This window comes from Coprococcus hominis (ex Arizal et al. 2022) (assembly GCF_040094675.1).
Classification (GTDB): Bacteria; Bacillota; Clostridia; order Lachnospirales; family Lachnospiraceae; genus Coprococcus_C; species Coprococcus_C hominis.
Genome location: NZ_JBBNHG010000032.1, coordinates 130,406 through 153,032 on the forward strand (window position 1 = coordinate 130,406; position 22,627 = coordinate 153,032).

General features: G+C 46.8%; 25 protein-coding genes. 17 read left to right on the forward strand and 8 right to left on the reverse strand.

Annotation, left to right across the window (positions count from 1 at the left end):
- Positions 1-17: 17 nt before the first annotated feature.
- The 4 genes from rplI (at position 18) to AAAT93_RS08735 (ending at position 4,458) form a co-directional block, all read left to right on the forward strand.
- Positions 18-464, forward strand: coding sequence for a 50S ribosomal protein L9 (gene rplI, locus AAAT93_RS08720; protein ID WP_021984527.1), 447 nt, complete (start codon positions 18-20; stop codon positions 462-464).
- Between the two features lie 4 nt (positions 465-468).
- The gene (gene dnaB / locus AAAT93_RS08725; protein ID WP_021984528.1) at positions 469-1,815 is read left to right on the forward strand and encodes a replicative DNA helicase; all 1,347 of its coding nucleotides are present in this window, start codon (positions 469-471) and stop codon (positions 1,813-1,815) included.
- Positions 1,816-1,847: 32 nt separating this feature from the next.
- Complete coding sequence (locus tag AAAT93_RS08730) at positions 1,848-3,197, forward strand: hypothetical protein (RefSeq protein WP_227573112.1); 1,350 nt, start codon at positions 1,848-1,850, stop codon at positions 3,195-3,197.
- A 73-nt stretch (positions 3,198-3,270) separates the two neighbouring features.
- Positions 3,271-4,458 (forward strand): Card1-like endonuclease domain-containing protein, encoded by a 1,188-nt coding sequence (locus AAAT93_RS08735; RefSeq protein WP_021984530.1) that lies wholly within the window; start codon positions 3,271-3,273, stop codon positions 4,456-4,458.
- A gap of 69 nt (positions 4,459-4,527) precedes the next feature.
- Here AAAT93_RS08735 and trpS read toward each other — a convergent pair whose 3' ends face one another.
- Positions 4,528-5,592, reverse strand: coding sequence for a tryptophan--tRNA ligase (trpS, locus tag AAAT93_RS08740; protein WP_021984531.1), 1,065 nt, complete (start codon positions 5,590-5,592; stop codon positions 4,528-4,530).
- A 178-nt stretch (positions 5,593-5,770) separates the two neighbouring features.
- On the opposite strand from trpS, the gene AAAT93_RS08745 reads away from it, so the two are divergent.
- Together AAAT93_RS08745 and AAAT93_RS08750 are read left to right on the forward strand one after the other, a co-directional pair.
- Complete coding sequence (locus AAAT93_RS08745) at positions 5,771-6,850, forward strand: glycosyltransferase family 2 protein (RefSeq protein ID WP_227573113.1); 1,080 nt, start codon at positions 5,771-5,773, stop codon at positions 6,848-6,850.
- Positions 6,851-6,863: 13 nt separating this feature from the next.
- Positions 6,864-7,226 carry a hypothetical protein gene (locus tag AAAT93_RS08750; protein ID WP_227573114.1) on the forward strand — a complete coding sequence of 121 codons (363 nt, stop codon included), beginning with the start codon at positions 6,864-6,866 and terminating at the stop codon, positions 7,224-7,226.
- 154 nt (positions 7,227-7,380) lie between these two features.
- Here AAAT93_RS08750 and AAAT93_RS08755 read toward each other — a convergent pair whose 3' ends face one another.
- From AAAT93_RS08755 to AAAT93_RS08765, 3 genes are all read right to left on the reverse strand, one after another.
- Positions 7,381-7,710 carry a PadR family transcriptional regulator gene (locus tag AAAT93_RS08755; RefSeq protein ID WP_021984534.1) on the reverse strand — a complete coding sequence of 110 codons (330 nt, stop codon included), beginning with the start codon at positions 7,708-7,710 and terminating at the stop codon, positions 7,381-7,383.
- Positions 7,711-7,796: 86 nt separating this feature from the next.
- Entirely contained in the window at positions 7,797-8,225 is a 429-nt protein-coding gene (gene rpiB, locus AAAT93_RS08760) for a ribose 5-phosphate isomerase B (protein WP_227573115.1), read from the reverse strand.
- 228 nt (positions 8,226-8,453) lie between these two features.
- Positions 8,454-9,593: an L-threonylcarbamoyladenylate synthase gene (locus AAAT93_RS08765; protein ID WP_227573116.1), complete on the reverse strand. Its 1,140-nt coding sequence runs from the start codon at positions 9,591-9,593 to the stop codon at positions 8,454-8,456.
- Positions 9,594-9,749: 156 nt separating this feature from the next.
- Between AAAT93_RS08765 and AAAT93_RS08770 the strand changes: the two genes are divergently transcribed.
- The 11 genes from AAAT93_RS08770 to AAAT93_RS08820 all read left to right on the forward strand — a co-directional run bounded on the left by AAAT93_RS08770 (position 9,750) and on the right by AAAT93_RS08820 (position 18,332).
- Entirely contained in the window at positions 9,750-9,983 is a 234-nt protein-coding gene (locus AAAT93_RS08770; RefSeq protein WP_227573117.1) for an AtpZ/AtpI family protein, read from the forward strand.
- A 25-nt stretch (positions 9,984-10,008) separates the two neighbouring features.
- Positions 10,009-10,428, forward strand: coding sequence for a hypothetical protein (locus tag AAAT93_RS08775; protein ID WP_227573118.1), 420 nt, complete (start codon positions 10,009-10,011; stop codon positions 10,426-10,428).
- Positions 10,429-10,445: 17 nt separating this feature from the next.
- Positions 10,446-11,189 (forward strand): F0F1 ATP synthase subunit A, encoded by a 744-nt coding sequence (gene atpB / locus AAAT93_RS08780; protein WP_021984539.1) that lies wholly within the window; start codon positions 10,446-10,448, stop codon positions 11,187-11,189.
- Between the two features lie 37 nt (positions 11,190-11,226).
- Complete coding sequence (atpE, locus tag AAAT93_RS08785; RefSeq protein ID WP_021984540.1) at positions 11,227-11,484, forward strand: ATP synthase F0 subunit C; 258 nt, start codon at positions 11,227-11,229, stop codon at positions 11,482-11,484.
- 24 nt (positions 11,485-11,508) lie between these two features.
- Positions 11,509-12,066, forward strand: a complete 558-nt coding sequence (gene atpF, locus AAAT93_RS08790; RefSeq protein ID WP_021984541.1) for a F0F1 ATP synthase subunit B — start codon at positions 11,509-11,511, stop codon at positions 12,064-12,066.
- The gene (gene atpH / locus AAAT93_RS08795; RefSeq protein WP_021984542.1) at positions 12,051-12,590 is read left to right on the forward strand and encodes an ATP synthase F1 subunit delta; all 540 of its coding nucleotides are present in this window, start codon (positions 12,051-12,053) and stop codon (positions 12,588-12,590) included. Before atpF ends, atpH begins: the two co-directional genes overlap by 16 nt.
- A gap of 20 nt (positions 12,591-12,610) precedes the next feature.
- The gene (atpA, locus tag AAAT93_RS08800; protein ID WP_021984543.1) at positions 12,611-14,113 is read left to right on the forward strand and encodes a F0F1 ATP synthase subunit alpha; all 1,503 of its coding nucleotides are present in this window, start codon (positions 12,611-12,613) and stop codon (positions 14,111-14,113) included.
- 27 nt (positions 14,114-14,140) lie between these two features.
- The gene (gene atpG, locus AAAT93_RS08805; protein WP_021984544.1) at positions 14,141-15,004 is read left to right on the forward strand and encodes an ATP synthase F1 subunit gamma; all 864 of its coding nucleotides are present in this window, start codon (positions 14,141-14,143) and stop codon (positions 15,002-15,004) included.
- A 14-nt stretch (positions 15,005-15,018) separates the two neighbouring features.
- On the forward strand, positions 15,019-16,413 hold the full coding sequence (gene atpD, locus AAAT93_RS08810; RefSeq protein ID WP_021984545.1) for a F0F1 ATP synthase subunit beta: 1,395 nt from the start codon (positions 15,019-15,021) through the stop codon (positions 16,411-16,413).
- A gap of 20 nt (positions 16,414-16,433) precedes the next feature.
- Positions 16,434-16,835 carry an ATP synthase F1 subunit epsilon gene (atpC, locus tag AAAT93_RS08815; protein ID WP_021984546.1) on the forward strand — a complete coding sequence of 134 codons (402 nt, stop codon included), beginning with the start codon at positions 16,434-16,436 and terminating at the stop codon, positions 16,833-16,835.
- Positions 16,836-17,423: 588 nt separating this feature from the next.
- The gene (locus AAAT93_RS08820; RefSeq protein ID WP_021984547.1) at positions 17,424-18,332 is read left to right on the forward strand and encodes a DUF3137 domain-containing protein; all 909 of its coding nucleotides are present in this window, start codon (positions 17,424-17,426) and stop codon (positions 18,330-18,332) included.
- 386 nt (positions 18,333-18,718) lie between these two features.
- Here the strand turns inward: AAAT93_RS08820 and AAAT93_RS08825 are convergent, their stop codons facing one another.
- The 4 genes from AAAT93_RS08825 to AAAT93_RS08840 are packed head-to-tail and all read right to left on the reverse strand — an operon-like array spanning position 18,719 to position 22,606.
- Entirely contained in the window at positions 18,719-19,615 is an 897-nt protein-coding gene (locus AAAT93_RS08825) for an AIM24 family protein (protein WP_117780394.1), read from the reverse strand.
- Positions 19,616-19,632: 17 nt separating this feature from the next.
- Complete coding sequence (locus AAAT93_RS08830) at positions 19,633-20,385, reverse strand: AIM24 family protein (RefSeq protein ID WP_021984549.1); 753 nt, start codon at positions 20,383-20,385, stop codon at positions 19,633-19,635.
- 57 nt (positions 20,386-20,442) lie between these two features.
- Positions 20,443-21,834, reverse strand: a complete 1,392-nt coding sequence (locus AAAT93_RS08835) for a HAMP domain-containing sensor histidine kinase (protein WP_227573119.1) — start codon at positions 21,832-21,834, stop codon at positions 20,443-20,445.
- 46 nt (positions 21,835-21,880) lie between these two features.
- Positions 21,881-22,606 carry a response regulator transcription factor gene (locus AAAT93_RS08840; RefSeq protein ID WP_021984551.1) on the reverse strand — a complete coding sequence of 242 codons (726 nt, stop codon included), beginning with the start codon at positions 22,604-22,606 and terminating at the stop codon, positions 21,881-21,883.
- Positions 22,607-22,627: the final 21 nt, after the last annotated feature.

Consider the following 22,627-nt stretch of genomic DNA (forward strand, 5'->3'; position numbering starts at 1 on the left):
TTAAGGAGGAACCAGACATGAAAGTTATTTTATTGCAGGACGTAAAAAGCCTTGGAAAAAAAGATCAGATTGTAGAAGTATCCGATGGATATGCAAGAAATATGCTGCTTCCAAAGAAGCTTGGTATGGAAGCAACCTCAAAGAACCTGAATGATTTGAAGCTGAAGAAGGCACATGAGGATAAGGTTGCCGCAGAGGTGCTGGCAGATGCACAGGCACTTGCTGCACAGATTGAGAAGGAGAGCATCACGCTTTCCATCAAGATGGGTGAAAACGGAAGAACCTTTGGTTCCATTTCTTCCAAGGAAATTGCAGAGGCAATCAAGTCGCAGCTTGGACATGACATCGACAAAAAGAAGATTGTTATGAAGGATGCCATCAAGGCACCGGGCACACGTACGGTTGGAATCAAGCTGCATACAAAGGTAACCGCAGATCTTACCGTGAAGATTGAGGAAGCTTAATTTTATGGATGAAAATACGATAAGACGTGTACAACCGCATAATGAAAAGGCGGAGCAGGGAATCGTGGGAACAATGCTTGTAAACCGGGATGCGATTTCTGATCTGGTGGATATGCTGACAGGAGAAGATTTCTACAATAAGCAGTACGGAATTCTCTTCGATAACATGGTTGAACTGTACTCTGAGGGCGCAAGTGTTGATCCGATCACGCTGGTAGAACGGCTGCGGATGAAGGATATCCCGGAAGAAGTGGCAAACACAGTGACGCTGGCACAGTTAGTGCAGTCAGCGCCGTTGTATGCTCCGGTGAAGGACTATGCGAAGATTGTCAAGGATAAGGCGGCACTCCGACAGCTGATCAAGCTTTGTGAGAATACCGAGAAGGATGGATACCAGTCACAGGAACCGGTTGAAGTCATTATGGAGCGCGCAGAACAGAGTATCTTCAAGCTCGTGCAGAACCGAAACGGCTCCGAGGATACAGTGCCGATCCGCGAGATTGTGATGAATGTCATTCGTGAGATGGAGGAAGCGGCAAGAAACGATGGTAAGGTTACCGGTGTTCCGACGGGATTCCGGGATTTGGACAATATGCTGACTGGTATGCATGCCGGAGAACTTTTGCTTGTAGCAGCCAGACCTGCGATGGGTAAGACGGCATTTGTCTTAAATATTGCGCATCATCTGGCGGTTATGAAACATATTCCGGTTGGATTCTTCTCATTGGAGATGAGTAAGGAACAGCTGGCAAGCCGTATTCTGGCGGTAGATGCAATGGTTGATTCCAAGAGTATGAAGGTCGGCGATCTGTCGGATGATGACTGGGATAAGGTCATCGAAAGTACAGAGGCAGTTGCTAATTCGCCGTTATACATAGAGGAAAATTCATCGGTTACAATCTCAGAGCTTCGTTCAATCGCAAGAAAATGGAAGCAGAATTATGGAGTGCAGGTTATCATGATCGACTACCTGCAGTTGATGAGCCCAAGCCGTGCCGTGGAGAGCCGGCAGCAGTTTATCGCGGAGGTTTCCCGTGCATTGAAGAACTTGGCGAAGGAACTGAAGATTCCAATTATTGCATTGTCGCAGCTTTCCCGTGCGGTAGATGCAAGACCGGACCACAAGCCAGTGCTTTCGGATTTGCGAGAGTCTGGATCTATCGAACAGGATGCCGATGTGGTTATGTTTATTTATCGAGACGAATATTACAATCCGGAGACAACGACAAAACCGCAGACCGCGGAGATCATCATTGCCAAGCAGCGTAGTGGTGAGACGGGCAGCGTCGATCTTCGTTGGATTGGAAAATATACGAAGTTTGCAGATCCGGAGAAGCATTATAAAGGGTAATCTGTGGCGAGAAGCAGGGAGGCAAAAAACAGATGGGGAATCGATATAAGAGAATGGTAACACTTGGCATGATCAGTTTCACGGCGCTTCTGGCGTGGGGATACTGCATGCTTGCATATCGTTCACAGGCAGTCTATGTTGCGATAATCTCGCTTGTATTGGTGGGAAGTATCTATGCGTTGCTTCTGTCCTTTGTCGACATCAAAGTGGCGAAAGAACAGGCAATGCAGGAATATGTGACAAAGACCTTGCAGGAATATACGAAAAAAGAGGATACGGAGATCCTCAACGATATGGAACGTCTGGCAAAGGCTTCCTATGTGCAGCAGAGAAAGACAAACACCTATCTGTCTGCGCAGGCAGAGCAGTTGGATGAGGCGTTGAAAAAGACGATCAAGATTCTGATCAATTATGATCGGAAGAAGGAAGAGGAAGCAGTACAGCAGGCGGAACAGATGCAGAAGGAACTGGAAATGCAGGCAGCATTGCAGGCACAGAAGGAGCCGGATCATACTGCACTGGTGCTGGAGGAGTTTGGCAAGCTGGCAGGCGATGTACAGGCAGTGGTTGCCCAGTTACAGCAGGTGACAGCCCAGCTTACTGCATTGCGTGAGGCAGTGGATGCGATCGAGATGCCGAAATATGTGGAGGCAGCACCATCAGTAGAGGCAGCATCGACAGCCGTTACCGCGGATGTGCAAAAACGAGTGCCGGAAGATGAGCAACCGGAAGTGGTAACGAATGTTGAGAATACGACTGAGACTGATGTACCAGAGTCACAGATCCCCGGTGGAATTGAGAATGATACAGCTGATGAGGCAGAACTAGAAATCGCAGATGATTCTCTGACTCAGACAGATGATACACCAGCAGAGGTAGAGGCAGCATCAACAGAAGAACCAGAAGCGGTTGCAGAAGAGGCTGCACCAACAGAAGAACCAGAAACGGTTGCAGAAGAGGCTGCACCAACAGAAGAACCAGAGCCTGCATTTAATACGGAGGACTTCTTCTCGCAGTTTGGCGGCAGTGCCGATAAGGAATTAAAGGAAGAGGCAGAATTCAAGGAAGAAGCAGCCAATACAGGTATGTTAGATCAGAGTATGATCGATGCTCTGCTTGGCAATCTGCAGGCAGATAAACCGGCAGAGGATGTGAAGAATGCAGATGTGATCCCGTTTCCACAACAGGGACAGACAGATCTGTCCACAGAGGAAGCACATGCGGAGGAAGTTGCAGAGGCAGTGCACGAAGTAGAGCAGGATATCACAGATACAACGATGAATATGGATGCAGAACCAGCACCGACAATGCCAGTGGACGACAATCCAAACCGGACACTGTCGCCAGAGGAGATTGCGGCGTTATTTGCATCTATGCAGTAAAGAATAGAGAATGAATCATTGCAAAAGTATCAGGGGTGGGTACTTTTGCAATTCTTTTATAGGAGGAAGTTACATGGAGAGAACAAAAGCGATCGTCAAATTCTTTTCGCAGGAACCAATTGAGAATGTGATGGTGATGATGAAATACATGCCGGAACGCGTGATTTTTCTCGGACACAAAGATAATATGATTACGAAGCAGATCCGGGATATCGAGCAGTTTCGTGACCACAAATATCCAGATATGGAATTGGAATTTATTGAGGTACCAAAGGATGATCTCGATAACATTATAGGAACTCTGGCGGGCATTATCCGGGAATATCCGGGAATTCGGTTTGCTCTGACCGGTGGTAGTGAGATGCTTCTGATCGCGCTTGGGTGTATTTCCGCAAGAATGGAAGTCAGCAAGCTGCGTATCGATCCATTTACCGGAAAGGAAATTGATGTCCGTGGTTCGAAGGTGATTACTTCGGATTACCATTTCAATATCAGTATTGCGGAAGATATCATGCTGCATGGCGGTCTGCTCACGAAGGAGACGGGAAGTATCTCGGAGTGGAAATTTACCGATCAGTTCCGGGAGGATATCCGGATTATGTGGGATCTGTGCCGTAGATACCGTGGAGATTGGAACAAACATTGTGGAGTCATTGACGAACTTCGCAAGAACACACCGAACCAGCGGGAAGGTTGGAGTGAGTTATACATCAATCAGCTTGGCGATGCCATCCGTCTGTTGCGGGATCTGTACGAAATCGGTATGCTCAAGGATTATGAGGAACACGGGAAAAAAGTGATGTTTCGGTTCAAGAATAATCAGATCAAGAAGATTATTGCAAAGGCAGGAAATATGCTGGAACTGCATGTCTATGAGGTAGCGACGCGGGAAGGTTACCTGTTCTCGGATGCGGTGATTGGTGCGCATATTGACTGGGATGGTGAGGTGCATGACACGATGAACCAGGGATATGATACGATGAACGAGATCGATGTGATCCTGATGAAGCAGGTGTGTCCGATCTTTATCTCCTGCAAGAGTGGTAAGGCTGGTGGCAGTGCGTTGCATGAGCTGGAGACCGTATCACGAAAATTCGGTGGCAAATATGCCAGAAAGGCACTTGTTTTAGCACGTGCCTGTGATAACACGACTGGCACGATGTTCTTCAAGCAGCGAGCAAGGGATATGCATATCTGGATCATCGATGATGTATTTCGAATGAGTGATGAGCAGCTGCTCAATAAATTGAAGAGGATATAAAGATAATAAAAGGGGCGTTTTATAACGCCCCTTTTTGCATTCTGCATAATACACTAATCTATATTAAAATTACATCTTCAACAGATTATCATTATCAAAATAATCAATCTTCATAGAGCGGCGGACATCTTCAAGTGTCTTGCCTGCCGTCTCTCTGGCTTTCTTGCTGCCAGCCTTCAGGATATCATAAACATCTGGAAGCTTCTGCTCCCACATCTTACGACGCTCACGGATTGGAGCAAGCTCTGCCTGAAGTACATTGTTCAGGAACTTCTTCACCTTCACATCGCCAAGACCACCACGTGTGTAATGCTCCTTCAGCTCGTCCATACCAGAATATTCTGGAAGGAATTCTGCGAAATACTCAGGCTTGCTGAATGCATCGAGGTAGATAAATACCGGGTTACCTTCCACCTGCCCCGGATCTTCAACACGCAGATGGTTCGGATCGGTGAACATCGACATAACCTTCTTCTTGATATCCTCCGGCTCCTCTGCAAGATAGATGCAGTTGCCAAGAGACTTACTCATCTTCGCCTTACCGTCGATGCCAGGCAGACGCAAACATGCGCTGTTTTCCGGAAGTACGATCTTCGGATCGGTCAGTGTCTCGCCGTATACTGTATTGAATTTGTGTACGATTTCCTTACACTGCTCGATCATTGGCATCTGATCCTCGCCAACCGGTACGTGGGTTGCACGGAATGCTGTGATATCGGCTGCCTGACTGATTGGGTAGCAGAAGAAACCAACCGGGATGCTTGCCTCGAAGTTACGCATCTGGATCTCTGCCTTTACAGTCGGGTTACGCTGCACACGGGAAACGGTAACGAGGTTCATATAATAGAATGTAAGCTCGGTCAGTTCCGGAATCATAGACTGGATGAAGATCGTTGCCTTCTCCGGATCAAGTCCGCATGCGAGGTAATCGAGTGCAACCTGCATGATGTTCTGACGTACCTTCTCCGGGTGCTCTGCGTTATCTGTGAGTGCCTGTGCGTCCGCGATCATGATGTAGATCTCATCATAGACACCAGAATTCTGAAGTTTCACACGCTCTTTCAAAGAGCCTACATAATGTCCAACATGCAAACGTCCTGTCGGACGATCGCCAGTTAAAATAATCTGTTTCATAGTAGAAGTCCTCTCTTATAAAATATCACACCTTATAGAATACTCATTTTACGTTGGAAGGTCAAGCAAAATTGCGAAAAAGGAGCAGGAATCTTACTTGTCTGCCACATATAAAACAGGTATAATAAAAAAAGAATGTGTACGGATAAACAAATGATGCGAATGACAGGGGGTAGCAATGGCAACCATCAGTTTATGTATGATCGTGAAAAATGAAGAGCAGGTTCTGGCGCGGTGTCTGGACAGTGTCGCTGACCTGATGGACGAGATCATCATTGTGGATACAGGTTCCACCGACCGCACGAAGGAGGTCGCGGCACGCTATACCGATCAGATCTATGATTTTACGTGGATTGGCGATTTCTCGGCGGCGCGGAATTTCTCATTCTCCAAGGCGACGATGGAATACATCTATGCGCCGGATGCGGACGAGGTGCTTGATGCGGAGAACCGGGCGCGTTTCCTTGATCTGAAGAACTGTCTGCTTCCGGAGATTGAGATCGTGCAGATGTGGTACGTCACAGAAGCGTTCAATACAGTTATGAATGTGAAACGGGAGCTTCGCCCGAAGCTCTTTAAGCGTCTTCGGACGTTTACGTGGATTGACCCGGTGCATGAGACGGTGCGGTTAGATCCGGTTGTGTTCGACAGCGAGATCGAGATCTTACACAAGCCATTGTCTGTCCATGGCAGCCGGGATTTTGAGATCTGTGAGCGGATCTATGCAAGGGATGGTGCGTTGTCGCCAAAGCTTCGAAAGATGTATGCGAAGGAACTGCTAAAATGTGGTGAGCTGCCGGATTTTGAGCGGGCAGAGGATTTCTTCACGATGGAATGGGAGAAAGATCCGATGGCGGAAGCGGGCAGAGAGGCAGCCTGCGTGCTGGCACATCTGGCAAGACTGCAGGGGAACGGCGCGGAGCTTATGAAATACGCACTCCGGGATATGCTTGATACGCCGTGTGCGGAGATCTGCTATGAGCTTGGCTGTTATTATAAAGATAGCATGGATTATGATGAGGCGGTCGTCTGGTATCAGAATGCCGTTTCCGAGACGGAATGCATCCTGGATGTAGAGGCCGGCGGAAAGAAGAGTCTGGAGGGGTTGGTTGCCTGCTACGAGGCTTTGCTTGCGCAGGCGGAAAAAGCAGAATTACAGACATCATCGGAACAGCAAAAGCAGTCCATAGAAATATATGAACAGCAGCTTGCGGTGTACCGGGAGGCACTGGCAGACTGGCAGCTACCGGAAGAATGACAGGGGTGAAATTATGTCAGATGGAATGATTATTTTGATTGTGATAGCTGTATTTGTGGTTTTATCGTTGATAGCAACGATTGCGAATATAAAGGCGAAACCACCGAAACCAATCGAAAAAGGAAACTTGAATAGACCGTCTCATTACATGTACAAGACAGAGACAACATTGGATGATAAGATTGCGCATTTGTTTATACCGGAACCATTGCGTGTAGATCCGCCTCCGATGGTGGTGGATGTGGCTATGGATCTGGTTGAACAGCAGGAGCGGGAAGAACTGGCAGAAGAACGGAGACAAAAACAGATTACAGAATCCATTTTGGCACAGAACAAACGTGATTACCGTCAGGATGTGAAGTCTGGAAGAATCTGAATCTGTCCAAAATGCAGGAAGAAAAATGAAAAATACGTCACAACCTGTACCTGTGGAACGCCGAAGCCAGCAAAATAAGAAAAGATAAAAAAAGCGAGTATGCCAAATGCATACCCGCTTTTTCTGTGCGATCGTCTGTATAATATATAATACATTATGCCTGAATGATCGTATTGATGATTCCGACAGTATCTGCAAAGATCTGCTTCATCTGCGCCAGATGGTTGCGCCCCATCTCGGTAATATGATAATAGACACGCTTGGACTTCGGTGTTTTCTGTACCGTCTCCATTGTAACATCGCCCTGCTCTTTCAACCGTCCAAGTACGGGATACATAGACGCTTCCATAAGGGAGAACTGTCCATTGCTGCGCTTTTTAATTTCCTGTGCCAACTGGTAGCCGTACATCGGTTCCTCGCATAACAGCGAGAGAAGGATGATTTCTACAGAGGCTCGTTTGAGGTTTGTAATAATCGTCTGCATATTCGTCCTGCCTTATTCCTGAATTGCCCGCGATTCAACGACCACAGGTTCGTGGATTACAACGGTGTAACGTGATTTGATCAGGTCTATGAGAACATCTTGATTCTTCTTACATGTCGCTCATCGTTTGAGAATGGTGTATCCACGAATTTGTCCACGATCATAAGTGCAAGACCAGGTCCGATTGTACGTGCGCCCATGCAGAGTACATTGGCGTTGTTGTGCTCGCGGGTTGCCTGTGCAGAGAAACAGTCACTGCAGAGTGCGGCGCGGACACCTTCGACCTTATTTGCAACCATGCTCATACCGATACCGGTACCGCAGATGAGAATACCCAGATCCTGCTTGCCGGCAGCGATTGCCTCTGCAACAGCCTTTCCATAGATTGGGTAGTCACAGGATGCTGTGCTGTCACAGCCATAATCGGTCACTTCATAGCCACGCTCCTGTAAATGCTTAATCACCTCTAATTTCAATTCGTAACCGCCGTGGTCACTTCCAATTGCGATTGTCATATCTTAAATCCTCCTGTAATTTTATGAAATATATGCAAACCATATATAAATATAAGAATGTACATAATTACGAATTCTACGCAGACGCGCTTCCGCTCAGCTCATCACGCAGCGGTACTAAATTCGCGACAAAATCAGTCGCTCATTAAGTGCCGGCGTGCTTCGATGGTCTGCTTTAGAATTGTAATTATGTACATCATACATTAATGTGGTTTGCATGTATGATATCTACACGGTGATGACTCTGTGTCCTGCCGCCTTTAACAGCCGGTTCATAATGGCACCACCGAGTTCGTTCTGGTCAAATGCTTCGCTGTACATATATTCCATCTGTTCACTGTCGCATTCACGTAGGGCGGCATAAAGCCGTGCGGAGATCGTCTGTCCCTTGTTTCCCTCGCCGACGATCAGTACATGCGAATAGTTCTTATATAAGGAGGCATGCTCCTTGGTTGTGAGAATCGCAACCTTGTAGCCCTGTGCTTCCTTTTCGTTTACAAGTGCCTTGATCTTCTCCGCTACGCGCAATGTTTCCGCTTCGGTCGCGTTGTAGGAGACCTTGACACCGGAATGCAGACTTGCCCGGTTTGCCGATTCGTCTGCGGCAGCCTCCACGATACTGAGCGTTCCGTGTGGCGCGTAGTGTGTATATTTCATGCCGGGTGCTTTCGGACGAAGATTCGGGTCCGGCTCGATAATAGCTGGATCGATCGTCACGTCGCCAACGATCTCGGAGAGCATCGTCTTCGTGATAAAGCCCGGTCGAAGAATCGTTGGGATCGTGCCTGTCATATCGACGATCGTCGATTCAATTCCGATTCCGACGGCACCACCATCTAATATCATCTCGATGCGGCCGTCCATGTCCTCCCATACATGCTGTGCGGTCGTCGGTGATGGCCTGCCGGAAGTGTTTGCAGATGGGGCTGCGATGGAGACACCGCTTGTGCGGATCAGCTCCTGTGCGATCGGGTGGGATGGCATCCGGATCGCAACGGTCGGCAGTCCGCCGGTCGTTCCGTCTGGAACGATAGCGAGCTTCGGAAAGATGATCGTCAGTGGTCCCGGCCAGAAAGCTTCCATCAGCATGTGTGCTTTCTTTACCATATCCGGGTGCGTCCGGTTCATCGTTTCCAGATCTGCCAGCTTCTCTACCGCATTGGTATCTGCGATGTGGACGATCAGCGGATTGTCGCTTGGCCGCCCTTTGGCAGCGTAGATCTTTGCGGCTGCATCTGCATTTAATGCGTCAGCACCTAATCCGTAGACGGTCTCCGTCGGAAATGCGACCAAGCCGCCGTCCTGCAGGATCTTCGATGCCTCTGCGATTGCTTCTTTGTTATTTCCATTTAATAGTTTCGTTTCCATGCCGCTATTTTACATCAATCGTTAGGGAATGACAACCTTTTCGCGAAAAATACAATTCTGAAATACTGTTTAATTCGGTGTATAAATGATTGAAAAATAAGGAAAAATCTTATATAATAAGCTTTGTGTATATCTGATTGTATTGGAAGGGTTTTAATGAATAACAAAGAAAGAAGCCAGGTCTTGAAGATGCTGTATCTTATCACGCAGATTGGGTTTACGATGGTGGTTACGATCTTCATAAGCATGGGCATCGCATATCTGATAAATCGTATATTTGGGAAAGATTTTATGGTATGGTTTATCGTGATCGGTGTGCTGGCGGGTTTTCGCTCCGTGTATATTCTTATACGGAAATTCCTGAATAATTCGGATAATAAACACAAGTAAGTGGAGGCAAAAAGACAGACATAGCATGGCAGAGGTTCACAGAATATTGAAGGAAATGTATATCGGCATGGCTGTCTGTATGATCGTCTTTCTGGCGATTGGTGCATTTTTTATGCGTCCATATTATATCTTTGCTCTTGCACTGCTCGTCGGCAATCTCGGCGGGGCACTGCGCATTTACCATATCTATGATGTGCTCGATCAGGCACTCGATATGGGCGAGGCAGGTGCGAAGAAAAAGGTGATCGTGAACAGTCTGCTACGGATGATCGTGACGCTTGCTTTATTGGTGGGTTCCATTTTTCTTGGAATACAGGCGTTTACCGGCGTGGCACTTGGAATGATCGAACCGAAGATCTGCGCCTATCTGCAACCACAGATGCGGAAATGGTTGATTCGCCTTGGGCTTGAAGAACCTGAGGAAGAACATAAAGACAAAAATTAAAAAAGGAGGAAAAGCGTATGAGGAGTGGGTTTGCCACTGGAATACAAGTAATCAGTAACAGCTCCGAAGATGTAGATTTCTATATTCACGAACTGTATCCGATTCATTTCTTTGGCACGACGGTATATATTACCACCACCCATGTCTGCACCTTCATTGTACTGCTGGTGATTGCGATCTTAGCAATCTGTGCCAGAAGAAGTGTGCTGAAGACGCGGGATAACCCAAGTAAATTCGCCACTGGAGTCGAGCTTGCCATCGAATCACTGATCAAGTTCGTCAACAGCACGATGGGAAAAGAAGCTGGTAAGCATTATATCAATTACATCGGAACCTTGTTCATATTTGTACTTTTTTCGAACATATCCGGCTTGTTTATGCTTCGGCCGCCGACCGCGGATTACGGAACGACGCTCTGTATCGCACTTGTATCATTTGTCATGATACAGTACGCATCCATTCGTTACCAGAAATGGGGTGCATTCAAGAGTCTGTTCGATCCGATATTCCTGTTCTTCCCGATCAACGTGATCAGTGAGTTTGCCACACCGGTATCACTGTCGCTGCGTTTGTTCGGTAATATTCTGGCAGGAACCGTTATGATGGCACTTTACTATGGCATGCTGCCGATATTTGTAAAGATTGGTATTCCATCGGCACTGCATGTGTACTTCGATTTGTTCTCAGGTGTGATCCAGGCGTATGTATTCTGTATGCTGACGATGACATTTGTTGCAAATAAGCGAAATGTAGAAGGGTAATAAGATTTAATATTTAGAAAAACGGAGGAATTATTTCATGAATGGTATTACAGGTGAAACAATAGTTAACGCTGCATCCGCAATCGGTGCAGGTATTGCAGTTTGTTCCGGTATCGGTCCTGGTATCGGTCAGGGTATCGCTGCCGGTTACGGTGCTTCCGCAGTTGGACGTAACCCGGGTGCAAAGGGTGACATCATGTCAACGATGCTTCTTGGACAGGCGGTAGCCGAGACAACCGGTCTGTATGGTCTGGTTGTATCACTTCTTCTGATGTTCGTTAAGCCTTTCAAGTAAGAACAAAATTAGGAGGAGTAAAATATGACAGGAATTGCAAATATCGCGCTTCTGTCAGAGGAGACGGGCCGTATCTTCGGTCTGGATGCGCAGCTTCTGTTCGATATTCTGATACAGGGACTTGCGGTATTTCTGCTCTTCATCTTTCTGACTTATGTGCTGATCAACCCGGTGCGCAAGGTGCTCGAGGACAGACAGAACAAGATTAAGGATGACCTTTCCCATGCGGCGACAGACCGCGCGGAGGCAGAGAAGCTTCGTGCAGAGTATGATGAGAAGATCAAAAATGCGAACAGCGAAGCGGGTGAGATCCTTTCTTCCGCAAGAAAACGTGCGGTGAAGAACGAGGAAAACATCATTGCCGAGGCGAAGGAAGAGGCAGGACGCATTATCGACAGAGCAAACAGCGAAGCCGAGCTTGAAAAAGAACGTGTGAAGGATGAGGTGAAACAGGAGATCATCGGCGTAGCAACCGCGATGGCAGGAAAGTTCGTTGCATCCTCTCTCGATGAGAGCACACAGGCTTCTCTGATTGATGAGACGCTGAAAGAGATGGGTGATGATACATGGCGAGACAAGTAGAAACAACCTATGGAGATGCACTTTTGGAACTTGCCTTGGAAGAAGGCAGTCTGAATATGCTCTACGAAGAAGCGCAGGCTCTTGTGACAGTGTTACAGGAAAACGAAGAATTGCTCCGCATTCTCAAGCATCCACAGATTGACAAGGACGAGAAGCGGAAGATAGTGGATAACATTTTCAAAGGACGCGTATCGAAGGATATGGTCGGATTGTTCGGCATCATGGTTGAGAAAGATCATGGCAGCAAGATTGTAGATGTGCTTCACTATTTTATCAGACAGGTAAAACGAGTAAAAAATATAGGAGTTGCAAGTGTGACAAGTGCGGTTGCACTTACCGGTGCACAGAAGGCATCAATCGAGAAGCGTCTGCTTGAGACGACAGATTTCGCTTCGATGGAAGTAACCTATACGGTAGATGCATCCATCATCGGCGGGCTTGTGATCCGAATTGATGACAGAGTGGTTGACAGCAGTATCAAAACCAAGATTGAGACGATGTCAAAGGCACTCGCACAATCATAAGAAGGAGGTGTTCGTGTTCCATGAATTTAAAACCGGAAGAGATTAGTTCCGTAATCAAAGAACAGATTAAGAACTATGAGACAAAACTGGAAACATCCGACGTTGGAACAGTTATCCAGGTAGCGGACGGAATTGCGCGTATTCACGGTCTTGAGAATGCGATGCAGGGCGAACTTCTGGAATTCCCAGGTGAAGTATACGGCATGGTTATGAACCTGGAAGAAGACAATGTAGGTTCGGTTCTTCTCGGTGATCATAAAAATATCAACGAGGGAGATATAGTGAAGACAACAGGACGCGTGGTGGAAGTGCCTGTTGGCGATGCGATGCTTGGTCGTGTCGTAAATGCGCTCGGTCAGCCAATCGATGGCAAAGGACCAATCGCAACCACGAAGTCAAGACAGATTGAGAGAGTCGCATCGGGCGTTATCTCCCGTAAGTCGGTTGACACACCGCTTCAGACAGGTATCAAGGCGATTGACGCCATGGTTCCGATCGGAAGAGGACAGCGTGAGCTGATCATCGGCGACAGACAGACCGGTAAGACAGCAATCGCGATCGATACGATCATCAATCAGAAGGGGCAGGGCGTAAACTGTGTCTACGTTGCAATCGGTCAGAAGGCATCGACCGTAGCAAATATCGTAAAGACATTGACAGAGTACGGCGCAATGGCATACACAACAGTCGTTGCAAGTACCGCCAGCGACTTAGCTCCATTACAGTACATTGCACCATACGCCGGATGTGCGATCGGTGAGGAATGGATGGAAGAAGGAAAGGATGTATTGGTTGTATACGACGATCTGTCGAAGCATGCAACTGCTTACCGTACACTCTCCTTGCTTCTCCGTAGACCACCAGGCCGTGAGGCTTATCCGGGTGATGTATTCTATCTGCATTCCAGACTCTTAGAGCGTGCAGCAAAGTTGTCGGATGAACTCGGTGGAGGATCGCTTACAGCTCTTCCAATCATCGAGACACAGGCAGGCGATGTATCTGCGTATATCCCGACAAATGTTATTTCCATCACAGACGGACAGATCTATCTGGAGACAGAGATGTTCAACTCCGGTTTCCGTCCAGCCGTAAATGCAGGCCTTTCTGTATCACGTGTTGGTGGTGCCGCACAGATCGGTGCCATGAAGAAGCTTGCTTCCCCAATTCGTGTGGAGTTAGCACAGTACCGCGAGCTTGCCGCATTCTCCCAGTTCGGTTCCGAGCTTGATGAAGATACGAGAAACCAGCTTGCACAGGGCGAAAGAATCAAGGAGATTTTGAAGCAGCCTCAGTATAAGCCAATGCCGGTTGAAAAACAGGTTGTTATCATCTACGCTGCAACAAGAAAGTATCTGCTTGATATCGAAGTAGATCGGATTCTGGAATTTGAGAGTGGATTGTTCGAATACATTTCCACGAAATATCCGGACATCTTCGAGAAGATCCGCGAGGAGAAGAAGCTGTCCGACGAATTAGAGGACGCTTTGAAGAAGGCAATTACGGAATTCAAGGAAACATTCTAATAAATAGAGCGAGGAGGTTGATCTTTCTTGGCATCCATGAGAGACATTAAGCGGCGCAAAGAAAGCGTCCAGAGCACGCAGCAGATCACCAAGGCGATGAAGCTTGTCTCTACAGTTAAGCTTCAGAAAGCACGCGGGAGAGCTGAGAGCAACAAACCATATTTTAATATGCTCTATGATACGATATGTTCCATCCTTGCAATGACGAAAGAACCAAACCATAAATTCCTGAAGGAAAACGGCAGTGACAAGAAGGCAGTTATCGCGATCACATCGAACCGTGGACTTGCCGGTGGTTACAACAACAATGTTGTAAAGGAGATTGTTGCAGCCGGATTTTCGAAGGAGGATACCTATATCTATGGTATCGGAAAAAAAGGTATTGAGGGCTTGACCAGAAAAGGTTACAGCATATATCAGGATGAATCAGAGATCATCAATGCACCATTGTTTGACGATGCGACCGAGCTTACGAAGCAACTTTTGACGCAGTATTCCAAGGGCGAGATTGGTGAGGTGTATATCGCATATACGAATTTCAAGAATACCGTGACACAGGAAGCAAAGCTTATGAAGCTGCTTCCGATCCGGGAGGAAGATTTTACACCGGAGCAGCCAATCAGTGACAATAAGCTGCTGATGAACTTCGAGCCGTCGGAGGAGGAAGTCTTAGACCAGATCGTGCCGAAATATATGTCCAACATTATTTATGGTGCGCTGTTAGAGGCGGTAGCCAGTGAGAATGGTGCGAGAATGCAGGCGATGGATTCCGCGACAAGCAATGCGGATGATATGATCGGAAGCCTGTCACTCAAGTACAATAGAGCAAGACAGAGTGCAATCACGCAGGAGCTTACGGAGATTATTGCCGGAGCTGATGCAATAAGTTAAAGGAGATTAAGGAAATGGCAGATACAAATGTAGGTAAGGTTACCCAGATTGTCGGTGCCGTTATCGATGCGAAGTTTACCGAAGGTAAACTGCCTGAGATTCATGATGCGATAACGATTGCCACAAAGAGCGGTGACACACTGTACGCCGAAGTATCCCAGCACTTAGGGGATGACACCGTTCGTTGTATCGCGATGGGACCGACAGATGGTCTCGTACGTGGTATGGAAGCGGTTGGTACCGGCGCGCCGATTACTGTACCTGTCGGTGAAGCAACACTGGGACGTATGTTCAACGTGTTGGGACAGCCGATTGACAATAAACCGGCTCCAAAGGTAGATACTTACCTTCCAATCCATAGAAAAGCACCAGAGTTTTCAGAGCAGTCAACCGAGACAGAGATTCTGGAAACCGGTATTAAGGTCGTTGACTTGCTTTGCCCTTATCAGAAGGGTGGTAAGATCGGTCTGTTCGGTGGTGCCGGTGTTGGTAAGACAGTATTGATTCAGGAGCTTATCACAAATATCGCGACAGAGCACGGTGGATATTCTGTATTTACCGGTGTTGGTGAGCGAACAAGAGAAGGAAATGACCTGTATTACGAGATGATCGAATCCGGCGTTATCGAGAAGACAACGATGGTATTTGGTCAGATGAATGAACCGCCAGGAGCAAGAATGCGTGTTGGTCTGACGGGCCTCACGATGGCAGAGTATTTCCGTGATCAGGTTGGAAAGGATGTATTGTTATTCATCGACAATATCTTCCGTTTTACACAGGCTGGTTCGGAGGTGTCTGCGCTGCTTGGACGTGTGCCTTCTGCCGTTGGTTATCAGCCAACTCTGCAGACAGAGATGGGCGCATTGCAGGAGCGTATCACTTCGACAAAGAATGGTTCTATCACATCGGTACAGGCAGTCTATGTGCCAGCCGATGACCTGACAGACCCTGCACCTGCAACTACATTCGCACATTTGGATGCGACAACGGTACTTTCCCGTTCCATCGTAGAGCTTGGTATCTACCCTGCGGTAGATCCTCTGGAGTCTACATCCAGAATCCTCGACCCAAGAGTGGTTGGCGAAGAGCATTACAAGGTGGCACGTGGTGTACAGGAGATTCTGCAGAAGTACAAGGAATTGCAGGATATCATCGCAATCCTTGGTATGGATGAGCTTTCCGAGGAGGATAAGATCGTCGTTGCCAGAGCAAGAAAGGTACAGAAGTTCCTATCACAGCCATTCCATGTAGCAGAGCAGTTTACGGGACTTCCTGGCAAATACGTTCCACTGTCTGATACGATTCAGAGCTTCAAGGAGATTCTCGAAGGTAAACATGATGACATTCCGGAGAGCTATTTCTTAAATGCCGGAAGTATCGACGACGTACTTGCGAAGTGCAAGAAGTAGAAATAAATTAGGTGGTATACATGGCAGAAAATAAAATGATGGTTCGTGTGATTGCACCGGAACGGGTATTCTACGAAGGGGAAGCTTCTTTCCTTGAGTTTAATACGATTGAGGGCATCATCGGACTGTACCCAAAACATATACCTATGACTGTGGTTGTTGCACCGGGTGTCCTGAAGATTAGGGAAGATGGTGGTGACAAGGAAGCGGCTTTGCATTCCGGTTTCGCGGAGATCCTTGGCGATTCTGTCACGATTCTGGCTGAGTCGGTCGAATGGCCGGATGAAATCGACATTCATCGTGCCGAGGAAGCAAAGATTCGCGCGGAACGCCGCATCCATGACAACTCACAGGATATCGACCGGGCGGAACTTGCACTGAAGCGTGCGATGCTTCGTCTGGAGATGACAAAGAAAGTGTAATTTATAAAATCCTTGGATAGCAATCATTCATGGAGGATATAGAAAAACAAAAACGCATCGGATATAGAGAATCCTTGCAGTATATAACGATTTGCAGATAAGAAGTTGTATGTGTTCTGATTTAGATTGCTTTAATGGACGCAACCGCAGCTAATTCGCCATCCGTGGCTCAGTAGCTGCTTGCTTGAACGTCCTGTTCAAGCATTGCTGAAAGCGAGCAGAACACGAACAACTTCTAATCTGCAATCGTATCATATACCGCAAGGATTTCTATATCGCAGATGCGTTTTTTATTTTTTCAACATATAAAAAGAATGATTGCTACTACAGGATTTCTTTATACACTTCTGATATCGCCTTTGTACTTTGAGGAGACAGGCGGATTGGGGCAAAAATGTTCAAACAGGAAGAAATGCTCCAACCGAAAATTTATGAGAAGCAGGAAAATAGGAGCAAAAGTGGCGAAATAGGGGAGATGCTCCAATCGGAAAGGGTTGAGAATCAAGCGGATTGGGGGTAAAATAGTGAAACAAGAGAAAAACTCCAATTAAAGTGTGCGGAGCATTGCAAGTATGGGAGGAAGACGATATGAGCGAAAAAACGGATGAAGGTCAAAACAGGAATGAATTGGAAGCAAAGCTCAAATCCAAACAACGAACGTACAAGATATTGACAAAGCTTTGCTGGGTTTTTCTGCCTATGCTGGCAGCACCGTTTATTCCTGCATTCTGCGGGGCGGAAGATTCGACGTGGACCTACCGGCTGACTGGAATTGCGGTTGTTTCCATTATGATTGGATTTGCCATAGCGTTAATTGCTGCAAATATAGAGAAACAGATGAAGGAGCTGATTGGACAGTGTGCCGTGTGGGGCGTGTTGGAAGAACAGATGCAGGTACTGGAATATATGCCGACCGGGCATACAAATGAAGATTTCCTGAAAAACTGCAGACTCCTGCCGGAATATAATGAAGTGACCGGCTCTGATTACTTCCATGCGATCTACAGAGGTGCAGAGATCACGTACTGCGATCTTTGCCTGAGGTGGCGAAGCGACAACATGGATCCGGACAGACCGGGATCATCTTCTGCAGTGACGCGATTCCAGGGACCATTTGTGACCATAGTCCTTCCACATAATATAGACGGTGTCGTCCATGTCATTGAGCGGAAAGGCGGGAAGAAACCGGCAGAAGCAATCCGGCTTGGAAATACAGATTTTGACCGGAGATTTACGACTTTGGCAACCGACGAACAGCTTGCAGGAAGCATATTGCCACCGGATGCAATCCTCAGAATACTGCAGCTTCCGAAAGATACCTATCTGGAATTCGCAGGAAATCAGCTCGTTGCTGCAATATACAATGATGAGGACCTGTTCGAAATGAAAGATATCAATGTAAACGATGGCTTGGACGAATACAGGGAGAAATGCCGCAAAGAACTCGCAGAACTGCTGCAGATACTCGATAAACTCATATATGTAGCCAGCAGGTAGGAGAAAAAAGACCAGTATGAAAGGCAGATGTTACACAGATAATTGCGATGTGAACGGGATAATATAAGAGTTGCGGATTTATAATTCTGATATGAGGTATCGTATGACAAGATAAAAACGCATCTATATTTAGAATAGAGCTTCATGTAAGATGCGATATGTTTGAGCCTTAGAATTACTTAATGTTCTTTCTTCTTGTAAGCAATACCTGAACACGATGTTCAGGTAAGCAGCCACTGAGCCATGGATGGCGAATTGGCTGCGGTTGCGTATTTTGAGAATATGTTTGTTAAGAACATTTAGTAATTCTTAGGTTCAATACATTGCATCTACATGTACTCTATTCTAAATATACAGATGCGTTTTGATTTTTCGTCCGTTGAGCATCAACTAAACTTATCCATAAACTTCCCGAACTTCTCAATCTTACTCATCGTATCATTCCGGGCAGCTGCAGAACCGGTCTTTCCTTCCGAAGCTGTCTCACCTGCATTCTGCGGGCTGCTGACACCTGCGGAACCGCCGGTCTCCAATACCGGAGCAAGCCAGATTTTTCCGGAACCACGATATACATTGACCAGACCTTCCCCGGATACAGCAGAACCAACCAAAGATTTGGAAGATTTTTCAACCGTAAAATCCAAAGAGGATGACCAGGCAATTGCCATATTTCCATCGATCTTCATCATATCGTTGTCGAGTACAACCTCGATAATCTCATTTCTTGGAACGATACTTTCCAAAGCACAGATACCTGTACCATTCAAGCTTAAGTTGAACAGACCTTCTCTGCCAAATACAGCAGAAGAGAGGTTACTTCTTGCAACAACCTTCTGTGTAACGGTATTGTCACAGGCGAGGAACAATCCGTCATCTAGGACAACACTGCCTCCCCATTCCTGTAGATTCGTGAGCAGGATGTGACGGTAGGTTGGCTCTAACATAACCTGACCATAGCCGGTGTAGATAGGCTTGGCAACCGTCTCTTTGGTAACGGCGGCTTTAGCCATACCACTTAAGAAACCGCCAACACCTTTGACGCCGCTTTCCATCTGAATCTGACCTGCCGTCCACTGCATGGCACCGGCTTGAACGGTGTAACCATTTCCGTTCAGATTAAGCAGAAGCTGACGCTTGTTCACATTCATGCGGGACATGTAGTACTGCAGTTTCGAGGTAGATGGGCTGACACTCATATCCTGCACATATTCCAGTACCTGCATGCCGCCAAGAGCAGAGGTAACCTGTACATTTGTGTTATTTAATAAGCTTTGACTTACCATATATGTACCCTCCCCCCTTATGCGGTTGGTGCCATCAGAATCGAGCCGGTACCACGGTATACATTGACCAGACCTTCGCCGGAAACAGCCGAACCGATCAGCGATTTTGAAGATTTTTCAACCGTGAAATTCAAAGAGCCGGACCATGCGATTGCCATATTTCCATCGATCTTAACCTCGTCATCCTGCAGATTGAACATGATAAGCTCCTGCTGTGGAACCGGACTTTCCAATACAGCGATACCCTGTCCGGAAAGGCTCAGGTTAAATAAGCCCTCTCCGCCGAGCGCAGCAGAGGAAAGTGTCTTACGGCTGACAACCTTATGCTGCAATGTGCTGTCACAGGCAAGGAATAAACCATCATCGAGTACGATCTGCCCCCACTGTGCCACATCGACAAGCAGGATGTGCTTGTAGGTTGGCTCTAACATAACATAACCCTGACCGGTGTATTCTGGTTTGGACATTGTCTCACCGGTTACAGCTGCTCCGAGTGCTTTGCCGAGGAAATTACCGGCACTTACACCGGACTGCATGGATACATTTCCGAGCATCCACTGCATGGCACCTGCCTGTAATTTGCAGGATGTGTTGTTCAGCTCGACCAAAACCTGACGGCGGCGTACATTCATCTCAGCAGAAAAATATGCAGTTTCTGCGTTGTATGGAGAAACTGACAGATCCTTTTGGTGTTCAAAAACACGGTACTGTCCGAGCTGGTTGATACACTGCATGTTGGCGTTGTTGAAAAGATTGTTGATACTAAACATAAATACCTCCCCTTATCCGGCCATATAAATTTGCGGTTTGCATAAGACCGGTTATTCTTATGATTGTTCGGAATCTGTTGTTGCCTTGGACAGTGAAAATGTAAATTCACTTCCGACACCCTCGGTGCTGACAACATTGATATTCTCATTATGTGCCTTGATGATTTCTTTGGTAATCGCAAGTCCGAGTCCGGTTCCCTGTTTGTCTTTGCCACGGGAGCGGTCCGCCTTGTAAAAACGAACCCATACACGGTTCAGGGAATCCTTCGGAATACCACATCCCTCATCCTTCACAGATACAAAAATTTTATCATGTTTTTCCGACAATGTCACGTAAATTGATTTACCATTTGGCGTAAATTTGATTGCATTATCAAGCAGATTGTAGATGACCTGCTCGATCTTTGTCTTGTCTGCATGAACAATCGAATGTTCGGTGTGATTATTTAACCGGATCGCAATCTGCTTCTCGATACAGCGCCCCTCAAAGGAGTTAATCGCAGATAGGACAAGCTCGACAATATCGAAATCCTTGCATACGAGCCAGATACCGTAGGAATCGTAGTTATTTAACTCCAGAAGACTGGAGGTAAGTTTTGTCAGCCGGTTTGTCTGCTGCACGACGATATCTAGGTAATGACTCTGCTTCTCCGGCGGGATCGTTCCATCCTGAATCGCCTCAATATAGCCTTTGATCGAGGTGAGCGGAGAGCGGAAATCGTGTGAGATATTGGAGATAAATGCCTTTCGGTACTCGTCCAGTTTTGCCAGTTCTGAAGCCATGTATTCAAGTGTGGATGCAAGCTGACCAATCTCGTCGTTGGAATGAATATCCATTGGCGTGTCGAAGTTACCAGTGGAATATTGCTCTGCTACGGAGTTGATTTTCCGGATTGGACGCATGACTTTACCCGAGATGATACCAAGTAGGGCAAAGGAAATGATAATCATAAACAGATACGGTGCATAAATCAGTTTTACGATTTTTTCCTGAATATTCTGCAGCTGTTCCACCGTAGAATGAATCAATAGCATACCGTTTGGCTGGTTGTTAATATGGATTGGAATGGCAACAGAAATAACGTTGCTTTTGAACGTATTGTAAAATTTGCCATTAAAAGACTGCGCGGTGTAGATATCAAAATCCGGGTCAACGAGGAATATATTTTTGGGGTTATCTGGATGTCCGTCTGCATTCGCAAATCCATAGATGATGCCTTTTTCATCGGTAACCCAGATGCTGGCATTCAGTTTGTCACTGTAATAGCGTAGACTTTCTTGCAATTCATCTTTGGTGTAAACGCCCTGCACATATCCTGCGACTGTCTGATCCGCGATTAAAAATGCTTCATTTGTCAGTACTTCTGTTCGGTCATCGACAAGCATGCTTCGTGTGACGTTGGAGGCATAGAGGACGATAAATCCAAAACAAACCGTAAAAATAACCAAAAAACTTATGAATATTTTATCAAACAGAGAGTGGCGTAATGTCATGTTACTTTACCTCGAATTTATAACCTTTGCCCCATACCGTAGAGATTGACCAGTTGTGATTTTCGTTCAGTTTTTCACGCAGACGCTTGATATGGACGTCTACCGTTCGCGAGTCTCCGGCATATTCGTAGTCCCAGAGACGGTCAAGCAGCTGATCACGTGTAAATACCTGGTTTGGACGTTTGGCAAGAAAATACAAAAGCTCCAGCTCCTTCGGCGGCATCTCCACCGATTCACCATCCAAAGTTACAGTGTAGTTGGTCATATTGATAAGTAAGCCGTCATATTCGACGAATTCACCCTGATGATCGGTAACTTCAGCGATGCTTACAGGTGCAGCAGTGGTTACAGCCTGGGTCATAACGGTACGACGCAAAACCGCTTTGACTCTTGCAACCAGTTCGTTGGAATCAAACGGTTTGATCATATAGTCATCGGCGCCGAGCTTTAAGCCGAGCACCTTGTCGAACACTTCCCCCTTCGCGGAAAGCATGATGATCGGTGTCTGGCGTGTCTTGCGGATTTCCGTGCAGACCTCATAGCCATCAATATCCGGGAGCATGATATCCAATAAGATCAAGTCAGGATTGAAGGTGGCTGCGAGTGCAAGTGCGTCCTTGCCTGTGTATGCGATTTCAGTTGCAAAGCATTCCTTTAGTAAATACAAAGAGATAAGCTCTGCGATATTTTCGTCGTCATCGACGATCAGGATTCGTTGTTTCTCCATGTTCCCCTCCAATAAAAGTGT